The organism is Chromohalobacter canadensis (genome assembly GCF_034479555.1).
Lineage (GTDB): Bacteria > Pseudomonadota > Gammaproteobacteria > Pseudomonadales > Halomonadaceae > Chromohalobacter > Chromohalobacter canadensis.
The window spans coordinates 3,511,782-3,527,457 of the sequence record NZ_CP140151.1 but is presented as its reverse complement, the minus strand read 5'-3'; the positions used below and the strand labels follow the sequence as shown (position 1 = coordinate 3,527,457).

Here is a 15,676-nt window from a genome sequence, read left to right as displayed (position 1 = left end):
AGCGTAGGCGTCAAACCCGCGTGGGTATCAAACTTGATAGAACGCGCGATACCACTCGACGAAGCGTGCCACGCCTTCCTCGACGCCGACCGCCGGGCGGTAACCGACCGCGTCGAAAAGCGCCTCGGTGTCCGCCCAGGTACGCGGCACGTCACCGGGTTGCATGGGCTGATAGTTGCATTGCGCGGTGCGCCCGGTCACGCGCTCCAGGGCGCGCACGAAATCCATCAATGCCACGGGGCTGCCGTGACCAATATTGTAGAGTGCAAACGGCGCGGTACTTTGATCCGGCGCCGTCGCCTGCCGCTGGGGATCGCCTTGGGGGATCACATCCTGAATGCGTACCACGCCCTCGACGATATCGTCGATATAGGTGAAATCCCGCGATAGATCGCCATGGTTGAAGATCGGCAGCGGCTCGCCAGCAAGAATCGCCCGAGTGAACTTGAACATCGCCATGTCCGGGCGTCCCCACGGGCCATAGACGGTGAAGAAGCGAAGCCCCGTGGAAGGAATGCCGTACAAGTGGGCGTAGCTATGCGTCATCAGCTCATTGGACTTCTTGGTCGCGGCATAGAGGCTGATGGGATGATCCACGGCATCGGCGGTCGAGAACGGCACATGCGCATTCTGTCCGTATACCGAGCTCGACGAGGCATAGACGAGATGCGGCACCTGCTGTTGGCGGCAGCCTTCCAATACGTTGAGGTGGCCGACGAGATTGGACTGCGCGTAGACATGCGGGTTATCGAGCGAGTAGCGCACCCCGGCCTGCGCGGCGAGATGAATGACCCGCTCGAAGCGCTCACCAGCAAAGAGCGCTTGCATGGCCGCCTGGTCGGCGAGGTCCATGCGCTCGAAGCGAACATTGGGGTACGCGGCCAGATCGTCGAGGCGCGCCTGCTTGAGCGCCACCTCGTAGTAATCGTTGAGATTGTCGATGCCGACGATAGTGTGGCCATCGGTCGCCAGGCGCTTGGCCACGGCATGACCGATGAACCCGGCCATGCCCGTAATCAGAATATTCATGGGGTTACCGGTCTCTCCTGTGATGGCGCGCACTATAGCATGGCGCTTGAGACGCGCCGATCCATGCATCGCGCTTCATTGACGAGGCGCAAGCCAAGCGACGATACCCACGAACAAAAGCACCAGGGCGAGCAACGAAATACCATCGAGCACGTTTGCCAGCGACGGCAAGCGCGGATCATCCGCAGCCGCCTGATGCGCATTGTGCATGCCTTGCAACGCCAGTTGCCCCACGGCCGCGATCAGCGTCAGCATCATGCCTAACGGCAGGCTGGCACGCAGCCATGTCGGCAAGCGCGGGAACGACAATCGAAGACGAGAGGATGACTGTTTCTGCTTCTGCGTCTTGGCGCTGGCTTGAGAAGAACGTTTGCGTGAGGCGGCATTGCCACCCTTGGGCGCGTTCTTGCCGCGTTGCTTTCCGGCAGACGACGTACGTCGCCCCATCCAGCGATAGACCAGCATGGTAAAGGCGGCTGTCAGCGCCACCGCAGAAATCAGTATGGAAAGGAACAAGGAAAGCGAGGCCATGGAATCCCGTTATCTTTCGAAGAAGAGTAACGACAAGGATACCAGCGATGGCCTCGCGGTTCAGGCACGACACGGAGCCAATGCCAACGTATCAGCGCATCGGGTCAAGGCATCAATTGCCCGCCGTTGACCTCGACGATCTGGCCGGTGACATCACCGCTCAAGGATTTCAGATCGTCGCGTTCCCGGGCATTAGGCTTAGGTGTCGTGCGTGACGCCCGTCGGCAACAGCGCCTCGCTGGCCAACTGCCGCAGATGAGTGATCAGCTCGTCGGCGGCGGCGGAGTGTGGCTCCTGACGACGCGTGATGATGCCGTAGTAGTCCAGCGGCTTGCCGATCACACGCTCGAGCACCACGTATTGCCCACCCGCCAGCGGTCGCCGCATGACCGAGCGCGGCAACACCGCCAGCATGTCCGAGGACTGCAGCAATTGCAGAGTTGCCTGAATCGAAGTGGTTTCGACCACATTGGCGGGCGTGGCGATGCCCTCTTCCGCCAAGGCCGACTCGAACACCCCACGCATGGGACTCGACAGCGGATGCAGTATCCATGGCCATTGGCTCAGTTCATCCAATCCCGGGGCGTGGTCAAGGCGCGTCAAAGGGTGATCGCGGCGCACCACGACCCGCAGAGGCTCATCCAGTAGTGGCTCGAAGTCGAATACATTGTGCTGACTGACATGCGTCAAACGCCCGATGACGACATCCAGGCGTTTGTGCTCGAGCTCGAGCAGCAGGCGATCGCTCGTTTGCTCCTGCAGGCTCACTGATAGACGTGGCCGGTCCTGCTTGAGCCGAGCAATCGCCGCCGGCAGGATTTCCGGAGCGGCAGCGGCGATGGCACCGATCAGAAGCTGGCCATAGCCCCCTTCACGCAGGTCATTGATGTCATCTACCAGGCGTTCCATGTCGTTGAGCAGGATCCACGCATGGCGGATGACCTGCTCGCCCAGCTCGGTGGGCTGCATGGCCCGTGGCAAACGCTCGAAAAGCGCGAAACCGAAATACGCCTCCAGGTCGCGCAACATCTTGCTCGCCGCCGGCTGACTCAGATGCATGACCCGCGCCGTGGCATGCATGTTGCGGCTCTCGGCCAAAGTGGTCAGCAACATCAGATGCTTGAAACGCAACCAGGCACACAGATGTGCATGTGAAAGCTTGCCCGCCGTCATGATCGCCCTTCCTGATAACCAGAACGAATCACAATGCCATAAACTTCGATTGGATTGTGATTTCAATGCGGCCATAGCCTGATCGATAAGACAACATCACGCGTTGCACCACTGTGAACAACAATCACCGCCTTGGTCGCCAAGGCACATAGGGAGAGCGGTATGAGTGCGACCATCAATTACCTCACCAAGATACGCTTCGGCGACGATGCCCTGGAGGACCTGGCCGACGAATTGACGCAGCTCGGTGTCGCCACGCCCTTGATCGTGACCGATGCCGGGCTCACCGCCAGTGGCCTGGTCACGCGCGTTCAAGAGGCCATCGGCGGTACACGCCCAGCCGCAGTCTACGACGGCACGCCCGCCAACCCCACCGAGGACGCCATCGAGGACGCCGTGGCCTGCTACCGCGAACATGCCTGCGACGGCATCGTCGCGCTGGGCGGTGGGTCGAGCATCGATCTGGCCAAGGGCGTCGCCCTGCTGGCCAGCCATCCCGCACCGCTGCGGCAATACGCGGTAATGGAGGGCGGCGCAGCCCGTATCGGCGGCCAGGTGCTGCCGCTGGTCGCCATTCCCACCACCGCGGGCACGGGCAGCGAGGTCGGACGCGCCGCCCTGATCAGCATGCGTGATGAGCGCAAGCTCGGTTTCCTCTCGCCACATCTGATCCCCGACGTGGCGATCTGCGATCCATTGCTGACCCTCTCGCTGCCGGCGCACCTGACAGCCGCTACCGGCATGGACGCCATCGCGCATTGTGTCGAGACGTTTCTCAGCCCACGCTTCAACCCACCCGCCGATGCCATCGCCCTGGATGGATTACAACGCGCCACACGTCATATCCGCACTGCCGTAAGCGATGGTAGCAACCTGGACGCACGTCGAGAGATGTTGATGGCCGCCACGCAAGGCGCCTTGGCGTTCCAGAAAGGCCTCGGCGCAGTGCACTCTCTGTCCCACGCCCTGGGCGGCTTTCATGATCTTAAGCTCCATCATGGCACGCTCAATGCCTTGCTGATGCCCATCGTACTGCGCTTCAACCAGGACCATTGCGGCGACAAGTTCGCCCGGCTGCGCGATGCGATGGGGCTAGCCCCCGGCACGGATGTCGTCGAGGCCTTCACTCAGCTCAACATCGACCTGGGCTTGCCCATGCGCTTGAGCGACCTGGGCGTCACGCGCGAACGTCTGGCACCGGTTGCCCAATGGGCGTTGGAAGACCACTCCACCGCCACCAATCCGCGTGCCCCGACGCACGACGATTTTCAGCGCATGCTATTGGAAGCGCTATGAAGATCGCTTTTAAAAAAATGGGTATCCGGATTATCTGGTTGGTATGCGAGAGCGAAAGGTGGCCGACAAACTCAACCCACAACGGATTAGCTGGTTGATGGCTCGCTGAGTACGCTCACTTGCTAGAGAGCAGATACTTCACCAAACAGGCGATGCCCAGGACCAGTAGCAATAGTAGGGCAATTCCGATCACTGGCATTATCCAGCCCATCGCCCCCATCATCCCGCAATCTGGTAGTGTCGTGTTCATCGTGACAGGGCTCCCTGTGGTGTCCATGCCCAAAACCCGTGGTGCCGCCGCCCAGTGGCACCACGGTCGCGCTCATATCGTTCACCCGGCACAGCAGGACAACTGCGTCACATCCTTGGTGAAAGTCTGGGCACAGAGCTTGAGCCCTTCCACCATGGTCAGGTAGGGAAACAGCTCATTGGCGATGTCGTGTACGGTCATGCGTGCGCGTAGCGCCATCACCGCCGTCTGGATCAGCTCACCGGCTTCCCCCGCCACCGCCTGCACCCCCAGCAACCGGCCCGAGTCGCGTTCGGCCACCAGCTTGATGAAACCACCGGTGTCGAAATTCACCAGCGCACGCGGCACGTTTTCCAGGTCCAGCTCACGGGTATCGACGCTGAAGCCTTGCTCGATGGCCTCGGCTTCCGTCAGGCCGACGGTGGCCACCTGGGGGTCGGTGAAGATCACCGCCGGCATGGCGCTCAGGTCCAGGGTGGCTTCGCCCCCGGTCATGTTGACGGCAGCCCGGCTGCCCCCGGCGGCGGCGACATAGACGAACTCCGGCTGATCGGTGCAGTCACCGGCGGCATAGAGCCCCGGCACCGTGGTGTGCAGATGCTCATCGACCAGAATAGCCCCATGTGCGGTTTCCACGCCGAGGCTCGCCAGGTTCAGGGCCTCGGTATTGGGTGTCCGTCCGGTGGCCACCAGCAGTTGATCCGCCCGCAAGGTGCCGGCGTTGGTGTCGACAATGAATTCATTGTCGGTGTAGTCCACACGGCTCGCCTGGGTCTGCTTGAGGACCTCGATGCCCTCGCGGCGAAACGCCGCCTCCACCGCATCCCCTACCGCCGGGTCTTCCTGGGAGAGCAGGCGGCTGCGGGCCAGCACCGTGACCCGGCTGCCCAGCCTGGCGAAGGCCTGGGCCAGTTCCAGGGCCACCACCGAGGCGCCGATCACAATCAGCCGCTCGGGAAGAGTGTCCAGGGCCAGAGCACTGGTAGAGGTCAGGTAGGGGGTGTCGGCAAGACCCGGGATCGGCGGTACTGCCGGTCGGGCGCCAGTACCGATGAAGGCGCGGTCGAAGTGGACGACCTGCTCGCCGCCCTCGTTCAGCTTGACCATCAGGCTATGGGCATCGATAAACCGGGCCTCGCCGTGCAGGACAGTGATGGCCGGGTGGTCGCGCAGAATCCCCTCGTACTTGGCGTCACGCAGTTCCTCGACACGTCGCTGCTGCTGCTCGAGCAGCTTGGCCCGATCCACCACCGGCGCCTGGGCGCTCAGGCCTGCATCGAAGGGACTTTCCGTACGCAAGTGGGCAATATGGGCCGCGCGAATCATGATCTTCGAAGGCACACAGCCTGTATTGACACAGGTACCGCCGACGGTGCCGCGTTCGATCAGGGTGATCCGGGCGCCGCGCTCGGCGGCCTTCAGGGCCGCCGCCATGGCGGCGCCGCCGCTGCCGATCACCGCGATGTGCGGGGCGTCTTCATCACGGCCCTTGGACACCGATGCGCCTGCCGGGGAAGTGGGCCCACTGTTGGCCAGTCGAGCTTGGTAGCCAAGTCGGGTCACGGCAAACGTCAACGCCGAGGCCGGTGTCCCCGGATCAACGGCTACCGATGCCGTCCTCTGAGGATAGGATACCTCCACCGACTGCACGCCGGGCAGCTTCTCCAAGGCTTCCCTGACATGATCCGCACAGCGGTCACAGGTCATGCCGCTCACGTTGAGTTCAATCATCACGTTTCTCCGAGTCTTCATTAGTAAAGCCGGCATCCTGCTTCCGCTTGTGGTATCGCGCGTAGAGAGGTAAGCCGATGACGATGGCCAGGACGGCAAACAGCAGGTAATCGAGATAGCCTGCCAACGCGGCCAGGCCCGCCGTACCGAATAGCACCAGGGCGATTGGCCCGGCGCAACACAGCACCATCAACCCGGTGCCAAGCACGACGCTTATAAATTTCTGCGAATCTTTCACGCTTATTCCTTCACCGTGACGGACAAGCTCGTAAACAACTCACCCGATGACCGCGATGTGCAGCTGCTTGATGTCACTCAGGGGGCGTATTCCTTGATTTGATAGAGCCGTTGTCACAACAGGCGTCGAACTGCTTCTTACGCCAAATCGCATAAATGGTCAGGCCGATGAAGAAGGCCAGGGCCGGCAATAACACAACGTCGAGATAGCCCGTCAGCGCCGCCAGGCCCACCGTGCCAAGCAGGATCACCAGGATCGGCGTAAAGCAGCACAATGCCACCAGGACGGTGCCGATCACGCTCACGCGCAGCAGGGTCTTGGGATTCTTCATGATCACTCTCGATCCGCTTGCGAGGATGTCGGGGTTGATGGATACCCAGCGTTGGTGGTGGCCTCGGTCAATGCCTCCACCGACGTTCGGGCGTCGTCAAAGGTGACCACGGCCTCGAGATCCGCGTAGCTCACGTCGACTTGCGAGACGCCGTCCACCTTGTTGAGGGCGGCCTTGACGGTGATCGGGCAGGCGGCACAGGTCATGCCCGGCACCGACAGCTTCACGGTCTGCAAGGCCGCTAAGGCGGGCGTGCTGAGCAGGGCGAGTAGCGCGATGAAGGCGAAACGAGCTTTCATGGTAGATCTCCTTTTAATAGAACAAGGGCAAGACGTAGGGGAATACCAGGGCGATTAGCACCAGCAGCGATACGAGCCAGAAGATCGCCTTGTAGCCCGTCCTGACCCGTGGCACGGCACACACCTCTCCCGGCTGGCACTTTTCCACTGGCCGAAAGACGCGACGCCAGGCGAAGAACATCGCCACCAGCGCGACGCCGATAAAGAGCGGGCGATAGGGCTCCAGCGACGCCAGATTGCTGATCCAGGCGCCGGAAACGCCCAGCGTGATCAGAACCAGCGGGCCGAGGCAACACGCCGAGGCCAGGAGGGCCGCGACTCCTCCGGCGGCCAGGGGCCCTCGCCCCGTTTTAGGTGTCCGCATTGACGATTCTCCTTTCGGGATGGGGGGAGCTACGATAAGGTTACTTCCGTAGCTTGGTACGGAGTCAAGCATCATGAAGAGACATGCAGATAAAGTGGCGGACACCATGACCATTGGCGGCCTGGCCAAGGCGGCCGGCGTCAATGTCGAGACAATCCGCTATTACCAGCGACGAGGGCTATTATCGGAGCCCGAACGACCTCCCGGAGGTATTCGACGCTATAGTGCCGCCGATATCGACAGGTTGACGTTCGTGAAAACGGCGCAGCAGCTGGGCTTTAGTCTGGATGAGATCAGTGACCTACTTCAGCTGGAAGATGGCGCCCACTGTCAAGAAGCCAGTGCTCTCGCAGAGCACAAGTTAGGGGACGTTCGCGAGAAGATCGACAGGCTTGAAAGAATTGAGAAGGTGCTGAGCGAAATGGTCGACCGATGCCATGCACAACAAGGCAATATCACTTGCCCGCTAATTGCGTCATTGCATGAAGGGCTCAGAGAAGCAGAAGACCCAAGGGAGTAAATCACCTTCAGTTCGTAGAAAACAACGCGGTCAAAGAGTCGCAATCATCTATGGACCATGTCGACAAGGAAAGTTTGCATGACCAGCTTGCCTGACAACATCCTGCACCTTCCCGAGTACCACGTCCTAGCCACCAAGATGGAAGAGCATGATCTCCACTACCAGGTCGAAGCTCCTGAGCCTCTAGCTTGCGAGGAATGCGGCGTTGAGAGTGAGTTTGTCAGGTTCGGCAAGCGCGATGTGGCCTATCGCGACCTACCCATCCACGGAAGGCGGGTCACCCTCTGGGTGGTCCGTCGCCGCTACACCTGCCGGGCGTGTGGAAGGACGTTCCGGCCAGCTCTTCCGGAAATGGTAGACGATCACCGCATGACGCGGAGGCTTTACAACCACGTCGAGAAGGAAGCCTTCAATCACCCCTACGCCTACGTGGCTGATACCACGGGCCTCGACGAGAAGACTGTCCGCGAGATATTCAAGAAGAAGGCTGAGTTCCTGGCAGCCTGGCATCGCTTCGAGACACCCCGCTGCCTGGGGATCGACGAGCTGTACCTGAACCGCCGCTACCGCTGCATCCTGACCAACCTGGAGGAGCGTACCCTACTGGACCTGCTGCCCGGTCGCCAGCAGGACGCGGTGACGAGGCGCCTCATGAGCATGACCGAGCGCCACCAGGTCGAGATCGTCAGCATGGATATGTGGAAACCCTACCGCCGTGCTGTCCAGGCGGTGCTGCCGCAGGCTCGCATTGTGGTCGATAAGTTCCACGTCGTGCGAATGGCCAACGAGGCCTTGGAAAAGGTCCGCAAGGGGCTCAGGAAAAAGCTGACGTCCAACCAGCGCCGAACCCTCAAGGGTGACCGGAAGATCCTGCTGAAGCGCGCTCACGATGTCTCAGATCGCGAACGGCTCATCATGGAGACCTGGACAGGGGCATTCCCCCAGCTCTTGGCGGCCTACGAGCACAAGGAGCGGTTCTTCCACATCTGGGACGCCACAACCCGGCGTGACGCCGAGAAGGCGCTGACTGCCTGGATTGACGACATCCCACAGGGGCAAAAGGAGGTCTGGAAAGATCTCGTCAGTGCTATCAGTGGCTGGCATGAGGAGATGCTGACCTACTTCGAGACCGACATCCCGATCACCAACGCCTTCACGGAGTCAATCAACCGGCTGGCCAAGGATAAGAACCGCGATGGCCGTGGCTACTCATTCGAGGTGATGCGGGCCCGGATGCTCTACACCACCAAGCACAAGAAGAAGGTGCCGCAGACCAAGGAATCCCCCTTCCTGGGCAAGGCCACCATGACCTACAGCATGGGTCTTCCCGAGCCTGAGAAAAACTACGGCGTCGATCTATCAACCTTCTGGAAGAGTTAAGGGTTCGAAGGAGCAAGGGGCTCCATCTACCACTTAATCCGGATACCCGCCTTAACTAGTCAGGAACTTAGCCATCCATGCGCTTCCTCAAAACCTTACCTCAGCGAGACAACGGGCAGCCCGGCTTACCCGGGCTGCCAAAGGATTCCGCTAGTTATTTAGGCTGTCGCACAACACGCAGATACGGTGTCTTCTCGTCCCAGCCTTCGGGAAAGCGCTCTTTGGCTTCATCACTCGATAGTGAAGGGGAGATAATGACGTCCTCACCGCTCTGCCAATCCACGGGGGTCGCCACCTTGTGCGTGTCGGTCAGCTGAAGCGAGTCGATAACCCGTAGGATCTCGTCGACGTTGCGCCCGGTACTCGGCGGATAGGTCAGCATCAGGCGTATCTTCTTGCTGGGGTCGATGATGAAAACGGTGCGTACCGTCACCTTGGGATCGGCTTTGGGATGAATCATCCCGTACAGCTCAGCGACCACCTGATCGTCGTCGGCCAGCAACGGGTAGTTCAGCGCCGCACCCTGGGTGGTCTCGATATCCTTGGCCCAGCCGGTATGCGAATCCAGCGGATCGACGGACACACCGATCAGCTTGGCGCCACGCTTGTCGAACTCACTTTTGCGCTTGGCAAACGCGCCAAGCTCTGTCGTGCAGACAGGCGTATAGTCGGCCGGGTGAGAAAATAGCACGGCCCAGCTATCACCAAGCCATTCGTGGAAGCTGACGGTGCCTTCCGTTGATTCGACCGTGAAATCGGGGGCTGTCTCTCCAAGTTGCAATGCCATCACGCTATCCTCAGGTTAGATATTTGGAAGATGCAGCTTAAACGCTAATCCTTATACCCACCATAAGGTCAAGCCTCTTTTGAAAAGGCTACAGCCCAGCAGTCTGGCGTGTAGCTAATCAAACGATGTGCTTGCCTTAGGGCCAGATTAGGGTTTTAGAATCAAGGGCTGGACTCAGCCGGCCGACTCATGGCCCTCACTACCTCAGGAAGCGATAGCCCTTGGAATCTCTCTCTTCTATCGGTCTGATTGGCGCGTTTGCAGGTGGCTTGATCTCCTTCTTCTCGCCCTGCACGTTGCCGCTCTTGCCGGGCTACCTTTCCGTCGTCACGGGCGGCAGCGTCAACAAACGGGACAAGAAAATCGAGGCGCTGATACTGAGCGTTTTCTTTGTGACTGGCTTCACACTGGTATTCATCATCCTGGGGCTAGGTGCCAGCTCACTCAGTCAGCTCCTGCGAGGCTACCGTCAGGAGCTCAACTGGATCACAGGCTCGGTGGTCATCCTGCTAGGGGTCTTCATGACCGGCCTGTTCAACGTCCCGATCTTTCAGCGTACCTTACAATTCAATCCTCGTTTTCAGGGCGGATCGCCGCTGTCGGCCACGGCCTTCGGCGTATCGTTCGCCATTGGCTGGACGCCCTGTATCGGCCCCATCCTCGGTGCGATTCTGATGGCTACCTCCAATGCCGCCAGTGCACAGCATGGAATGATCTATCTGAGCGTGTACTCCGCCGGGTTGGCGTTGCCCTTTCTGGCGAGTACGCTCTGCGTCAACAGCCTCAGCCGCCATAGCAAAAAGCTTGGCAGGTGGAGCGCCTACACCCGGCCGGTCGCCGGTATAATCCTGATTCTCATGGGCATCGCCATCGTCTCGGGCACCATGACACGGCTCTCCAGCTTCATGATCGGCCTGTTTCCCTCCCTGGCGACGCTGGGATAAGCGGGAATAGCGAAGCATGGCGGAAGCGAAACGTCTGACAGGGCGATACTGCGGTTGCAGCAGTAACCCAAGCTCGCATGCCGAGAAGCGCAATGAGTCGCCGCGACCAACACACCATGCATTCACAATGTCGCTGCAAGGTCCGGCGTGTCTCTGCTCAGCGCTTATTGCCTGAGCCAGCCCTACATAGTTGTTGTTTGCTCTCCTCGCTGATACCCGCCAGGATGCCGCAGGCACTGATTTCTCGTCCATCATTGCAACTCGCCCTCAGGGCAACGAGCTGTTTCTCAAGCGTCTGCAGTGCGGTTATCTGCGACCGCACATGAGAGATGTGGTCATCGAGCATGGCGTTGACGGCGGTACAAGGCTGGTGAGGGCCGTCCTGATAGCTCTGTAGCTCGCGAATCTCTGCCAGTGACAGGTCCAGGATTCGGCAGCGACGGATAAAGGCAAGCTGCTCGATATGCCGCTTCGTGTAGATACGGTAACCATTCTCCTGCCGGTCTGGCAATGGCAACAGGCCCCGCTGCTCGTAGAAGCGGATCGTCTGGGGGTCGACACCCGCTATCTGTGCTAACTGACCAATGCGCATCAGGCTTTCTCCTCAACGAATCATCTGTCCCATTGACCTTATGGTGGCTATATGGTTTTTAATACTAGCAATCTATGTTGGTTAACTGGAGCCGTATCGTGAGTAAATCCTGTGATGGCCCATGTGGCTGCGATGCAACGCCTGCAGCGGATACCGATATGCCGGTCTCTTCCGAAGCGTCAGGGGAATGGGTCAGCGTGTATGCCGTGCCGAAGATGGATTGCCCCTCAGAAGAACGGATGATCCGCTTGGCGCTGAACGGCTTTGATGAGATTCGAACGCTGTCCTTCGACTTGTCGAACCGTCGGTTGGAGGTCGTGCATGACGGCGAGGCTGAGCCCATTACCGCGAAACTAGCGACCTTGGGGCTAGGCGCCTCTCTTCAGGAAACCGTCATTGCCGACCCAGAGACAATCAGGGCCGCTGAGAGCTCGGCGGCTTCTGCCGCGCAAGAGTCCGGCACCCTGCGTTGGTTACTCGGTATCAATGCCGTCCTGTTCGTGGTGGAAATGACGACCGGCCTGATCGCGCACTCCACCGGCCTGATTGGAGAATCCCTGGACAATTTTGCCGATGCGGCCGTGTACGGGCTCGCCCTGTATGCCGTAGGGCACAGTGCGAAGATGCAGGTGCGTGCCGCGCATCTGGCAGGGGTACTGCAACTGATTTTGGCTATCGGCGTACTCGTCGAGGTGGTGCGACGCTTTGTTTTCGGTAGTGAGCCTGAATCGCTGATGATGATGGCGATTGCATTCGTCGCACTGATTGCCAATACCACCTGCCTGCTGATGATATCCAAGCATCGCGAGGGCGGTGCGCATATGAAGGCAAGCTGGATATTCTCGGCCAACGACGTGGTGATCAACATGGGCGTCATCGCCGCAGGCGCCCTGGTGGCGTGGACCGGATCCAATTATCCGGATCTGATTATCGGCAGCATCGCGGGGGTCATTGTGCTCAACGGTGCCAGGCGCATTCTGGCGCTCAAGGCGTGAAGCTGCGCAGCGCGTAGCTATCGCGATTAGAATTCTCGATCGAAGCGACTTTACGATCGATGCGCTAGGCCTGAACGCCGACGAGTAGCGCGAGGTCCGGAGCCAGGAAGATGATGGATAGTATCTGGCTGGTACTCGGCCTGGCGCTGCTTCCCGCGTTGGGAAACTTCAGTGGTGGGCTCGCTGCGGAGGCCTCCCGAACTACCGGGCGCCGTCTCAATTACGCCCTTCATGGCGCCGCCGGCCTCGTTATTGCGGTAGTGGCGGTGGAAATCATGCCACGCGTGCTGGAGGGCCTTTCAGCCTGGGTAATCGCCCTCGCTTTCGCGCTGGGTGGCATTGCTTACGTAGGCATCGAGAAGCTCGTTGAGAGTCTCCAGAAGCGGCAAGGTCAGCAGGGAGAAGGCGGTCAGACGAGTGTCTGGATGATCTATATCGCCGTGTCCATCGACCTGTTCAGCGATGGCCTCCTGATCGGGGCGGGGTCGGCGGTCTCACCGTCGGTCGCGATAATCCTGGCGGCGGGTCAGGTGCTCGCGGATGGCCCTGAGGGGTTCGCGATGATCGCCAACATGAAAGACAAAGGGATTCCCCGCAGCAAGCGCTTGCTGATCTCTGCCTCCTTAGCGGTTCCCGTACTCTCGGCAGCCGTCTTTGCTTACTTCGTACTCAGGAACCAGCCGGAGGCATTTAAGCTAGCGGCACTGACGTTCACGGCAGGCCTTCTCACGGTCGCTGCCATCGAAGATATGGTCTCCGAGGCTCACGAGAGCGGTGACGATACGCACATCTCACCGCTGGCTTTCATAGGCGGCTTCGTCCTGTTCGTTCTGGTATCAGCGGGCTTGGAAGGGGTGGTATCGCAAAGCTAACGTACTGCTCCCCAACACAGCCACTGTCGTGCTGGCCGAATACGAAGCAGCTCCCAGCTTACGGCGCACCTAGTCGAGTCCAGAAACATTCACTTTGCCACCCTGGCCAGCCGGCCGAATGAATTGACGCAGCTTGATTAAGCGGAGCAAGAAAGCATGAGCCACAGGGTTGATCCTGGATTCGGAGGCGAGAATGGCGGGTGATAAATACGCGCTACCCTCTGGCCTATACATTGGCGTGCGCCACAAGTCGCTTCTAACAGGGGTGATGGCCCTGCTTGCCGGAGGCGCCATGCCGCTTGCCTTTGCCCCTGTGGGCTGGGCATGGCTGGCGGTAATTGCTCTGGCAGCATTTTTTGCCCTGACCTCGCAGCCCTCAAGACGTCAAGCTCTATGGTCGGCCTACCTCTTTGGCCTTGGTTACTTCGGCGTAGGAATCTCCTGGGTCTTTATCAGCATCAGCCAGTACGGCAATGGCCCCGTGGTGGCGGTGTTAGCCACGGCGGCCTTTGTCTCGCTGCTCGCCCTCTTTCCATGGGGCGTCGTGTATCTCGTGCGCCGCCTGCGCCCTGAGATGGACGCAATGACGCTCTGGCTAGGACTACCGGCGGCATGGGTGCTGAGTGAATGGATGCGCACCTGGTTCTTGACCGGCTTTCCCTGGCTCTTCATTGGCTACAGCCAAACCGACACCACATTTGCCACCATCGCCCCCGTCTTTGGCGTACTTGGCGTGAGTTTTCTGGTGGCGCTGCTCGCTGGCGGGCTTGCCTGGGTTATCCTGGGGCCAAGCCTGCGCCGTGCTGCGGTAGTCGGTGCCGTGTTAGTCGCTACCCTCGCCGGCTTGCAACTGCTGGATCGTGAATGGACGCAGCCAGCCGCTGACCCAATCGATGTCGTCCTATTGCAAGGAAACATCGCGCAAGACAAGAAATGGGACCCGAGCTACCGGGACATCACACTTGAGCGCTATCAGGCGCTTACCGCGCAGCATCTCGGGGCCGACATCGTGATCTGGCCAGAAGCGGCAATCCCGATGTGGCATGACCAGGCCAAAGAGTATCTTGCTGAGCTTGAGGCGTTAGCCGATCAGGCAGGCACATCGTTAATGATTGGCGTCCCGGTACGCGAGGCGGAGGGCCGTACCTACAACGCCGTGGTAAGCCTCTCCGATCCCTCAGGCTTCTACTACAAACGCCACCTGGTGCCCTTCGGTGAATATGTTCCGTTTCGGGATCTTTTGGGGTCGGCCCTCGACGTGCTCGGGGCGCCCATGTCCGACTTCACACCGGGACGGGAAGCGCACGTCCTGAATGCAGCAGGGGTGCCCGTAGGGGCACTCATCTGCTACGAGGCGGTCTTTGGTGCCGAAGTCACTGAGCTTCTGCCCGAAGCGCAGTTACTGGTGAATGTCAGCAACGATGCCTGGTTCGGCAGCTCGCTCGGCCCCCTCCAGCATTTCCAGATGGCACGCATGCGTGCCATCGAAACCGGACGTGACCTTCTTCGAGCCACGAACACCGGTATCACAGCAGCCATCAATCATGAGGGCAAAGTGCTCAAGCGTGCTCCGCAGTTCGAAGTGGCCACCCTCAGCGCCGAAGTGACACCGCGAACTGGCGCGTCCCCTTATGTGCGCTGGCGGGATTGGCCTGTCCTTGGCCTGACCGCACTCGGACTCGGCCTGCTCCTGCTCCGTCGAATTCGTCGGCATCATCGGTTGGGTACATGACGCTTGTTATTTAGCAGCGAGCAAATTCTAGATTGGGTCAGGAGGAAGGGGATATGTCTACTTATGGCAGTCGGCTCGCAGAGAAAGCCCACGAGCCGGGAAAGGCGATGCGCTGGCTGTGGCTCTCGCTCCTGTTACTGTTTGTCGATCAGGCGAGCAAGTACCTTGCCAGCACCATGCTAGCGCATGGTGAAAGCGTGCCTGCCGCACCCTTCTTCAATTGGGTCCACCGCCACAATACGGGGGCGGCCTTCAGCTTTCTCGCGGATGTCGGCGGTTGGCAGCAGCCGCTTTTCATCGGACTGGCCCTGGTTATCTCGATATTACTGGTGTACTGGCTTTGGCGTTCACCACGCGTACTGAGTTATCGGCTCGCCCTCAGTGCGATCCTCGGCGGCGCGTTGGGCAATGTCGCAGATCGCTTGCGGTTAGGCTACGTAGAGGATTTTCTCGATTTTCACTATGCCCAGTGGCACTGGCCATCGTTCAACCTAGCGGACGTATGGATCTTCCTCGGTGTCGCCCTCTTTATTTGGGCGGAAATACGACATCAACCAGGCAGCCGCCGCCGCTGAATCGCCTAGCGTCTTCGCTATCGCATGCTTGACTTCC

Annotated in this window: 19 protein-coding genes; 9 read left to right on the top strand and 10 right to left on the bottom strand. The window is 60.0% G+C overall.

Annotated features, from left to right (window positions below):
• Positions 1-27 precede the first annotated feature (27 nt).
• Positions 28-1,029, bottom strand: a complete 1,002-nt coding sequence (locus SR908_RS16400; RefSeq protein ID WP_246923530.1) for an NAD-dependent epimerase — start codon at positions 1,027-1,029, stop codon at positions 28-30.
• Between the two features lie 75 nt (positions 1,030-1,104).
• Positions 1,105-1,560 carry a hypothetical protein gene (locus SR908_RS16395; protein WP_246923527.1) on the bottom strand — a complete coding sequence of 152 codons (456 nt, stop codon included), beginning with the start codon at positions 1,558-1,560 and terminating at the stop codon, positions 1,105-1,107.
• On the opposite strand from SR908_RS16395, the gene SR908_RS16390 reads away from it, so the two are divergent.
• Positions 1,559-1,690, top strand: coding sequence for a hypothetical protein (locus SR908_RS16390; RefSeq protein ID WP_281505057.1), 132 nt, complete (start codon positions 1,559-1,561; stop codon positions 1,688-1,690). The two genes, SR908_RS16395 and SR908_RS16390, sit on opposite strands and share 2 nt — an antisense overlap.
• Positions 1,691-1,758: 68 nt before the next feature.
• Here SR908_RS16390 and SR908_RS16385 read toward each other — a convergent pair whose 3' ends face one another.
• Entirely contained in the window at positions 1,759-2,733 is a 975-nt protein-coding gene (locus tag SR908_RS16385; protein WP_246923525.1) for a LysR family transcriptional regulator, read from the bottom strand.
• A gap of 162 nt (positions 2,734-2,895) precedes the next feature.
• On the opposite strand from SR908_RS16385, the gene SR908_RS16380 reads away from it, so the two are divergent.
• Complete coding sequence (locus SR908_RS16380; RefSeq protein ID WP_246923522.1) at positions 2,896-4,029, top strand: iron-containing alcohol dehydrogenase; 1,134 nt, start codon at positions 2,896-2,898, stop codon at positions 4,027-4,029.
• 331 nt (positions 4,030-4,360) lie between these two features.
• Here SR908_RS16380 and merA read toward each other — a convergent pair whose 3' ends face one another.
• The 5 genes from merA to merT all read right to left on the bottom strand — a co-directional run bounded on the left by merA (position 4,361) and on the right by merT (position 7,242).
• Positions 4,361-6,010 (bottom strand): mercury(II) reductase, encoded by a 1,650-nt coding sequence (gene merA, locus SR908_RS16375; protein ID WP_008957401.1) that lies wholly within the window; start codon positions 6,008-6,010, stop codon positions 4,361-4,363.
• Positions 6,003-6,248 carry a mercury resistance system transport protein MerF gene (merF, locus tag SR908_RS16370; RefSeq protein ID WP_008957402.1) on the bottom strand — a complete coding sequence of 82 codons (246 nt, stop codon included), beginning with the start codon at positions 6,246-6,248 and terminating at the stop codon, positions 6,003-6,005. Before merF (SR908_RS16370) ends, merA begins: the two co-directional genes overlap by 8 nt.
• 73 nt (positions 6,249-6,321) lie before the next feature.
• Entirely contained in the window at positions 6,322-6,579 is a 258-nt protein-coding gene (merF, locus tag SR908_RS16365) for a mercury resistance system transport protein MerF (RefSeq protein ID WP_008957403.1), read from the bottom strand.
• 2 nt (positions 6,580-6,581) lie between these two features.
• A complete protein-coding gene (gene merP, locus SR908_RS16360; RefSeq protein WP_006911918.1) occupies positions 6,582-6,878 on the bottom strand; it encodes a mercury resistance system periplasmic binding protein MerP in 297 nt (98 codons plus the stop codon).
• A gap of 13 nt (positions 6,879-6,891) precedes the next feature.
• The gene (gene merT / locus SR908_RS16355; RefSeq protein WP_008957404.1) at positions 6,892-7,242 is read right to left on the bottom strand and encodes a mercuric ion transporter MerT; all 351 of its coding nucleotides are present in this window, start codon (positions 7,240-7,242) and stop codon (positions 6,892-6,894) included.
• Positions 7,243-7,315: 73 nt separating this feature from the next.
• On the opposite strand from merT, the gene merR reads away from it, so the two are divergent.
• Entirely contained in the window at positions 7,316-7,762 is a 447-nt protein-coding gene (gene merR / locus SR908_RS16350) for an Hg(II)-responsive transcriptional regulator (RefSeq protein WP_246923520.1), read from the top strand.
• A 78-nt stretch (positions 7,763-7,840) separates the two neighbouring features.
• Positions 7,841-9,142, top strand: coding sequence for an ISL3 family transposase (locus tag SR908_RS16345; protein WP_008957405.1), 1,302 nt, complete (start codon positions 7,841-7,843; stop codon positions 9,140-9,142).
• Between the two features lie 154 nt (positions 9,143-9,296).
• Here the strand turns inward: SR908_RS16345 and SR908_RS16340 are convergent, their stop codons facing one another.
• Positions 9,297-9,929, bottom strand: coding sequence for a peroxiredoxin (locus SR908_RS16340; RefSeq protein ID WP_152478303.1), 633 nt, complete (start codon positions 9,927-9,929; stop codon positions 9,297-9,299).
• Positions 9,930-10,150: 221 nt separating this feature from the next.
• Here SR908_RS16340 and SR908_RS16335 point away from each other — a divergent pair, with 221 nt between their 5' ends.
• Complete coding sequence (locus SR908_RS16335; protein WP_224420028.1) at positions 10,151-10,873, top strand: cytochrome c biogenesis CcdA family protein; 723 nt, start codon at positions 10,151-10,153, stop codon at positions 10,871-10,873.
• A 157-nt stretch (positions 10,874-11,030) separates the two neighbouring features.
• On the opposite strand, the gene cadR is transcribed toward SR908_RS16335, so the two are convergent.
• The gene (gene cadR / locus SR908_RS16330) at positions 11,031-11,465 is read right to left on the bottom strand and encodes a Cd(II)/Pb(II)-responsive transcriptional regulator (RefSeq protein WP_152478302.1); all 435 of its coding nucleotides are present in this window, start codon (positions 11,463-11,465) and stop codon (positions 11,031-11,033) included.
• A 98-nt stretch (positions 11,466-11,563) separates the two neighbouring features.
• On the opposite strand from cadR, the gene SR908_RS16325 reads away from it, so the two are divergent.
• The 4 genes from SR908_RS16325 to lspA all read left to right on the top strand — a co-directional run bounded on the left by SR908_RS16325 (position 11,564) and on the right by lspA (position 15,639).
• The gene (locus SR908_RS16325) at positions 11,564-12,460 is read left to right on the top strand and encodes a cation transporter (protein WP_152478301.1); all 897 of its coding nucleotides are present in this window, start codon (positions 11,564-11,566) and stop codon (positions 12,458-12,460) included.
• A gap of 110 nt (positions 12,461-12,570) precedes the next feature.
• Positions 12,571-13,332: a ZIP family metal transporter gene (locus SR908_RS16320; RefSeq protein ID WP_224420027.1), complete on the top strand. Its 762-nt coding sequence runs from the start codon at positions 12,571-12,573 to the stop codon at positions 13,330-13,332.
• Between the two features lie 193 nt (positions 13,333-13,525).
• Positions 13,526-15,064: an apolipoprotein N-acyltransferase gene (gene lnt / locus SR908_RS16315; protein ID WP_246923517.1), complete on the top strand. Its 1,539-nt coding sequence runs from the start codon at positions 13,526-13,528 to the stop codon at positions 15,062-15,064.
• Positions 15,065-15,117: 53 nt separating this feature from the next.
• Entirely contained in the window at positions 15,118-15,639 is a 522-nt protein-coding gene (gene lspA, locus SR908_RS16310; RefSeq protein WP_008930575.1) for a signal peptidase II, read from the top strand.
• Positions 15,640-15,676: the final 37 nt, after the last annotated feature.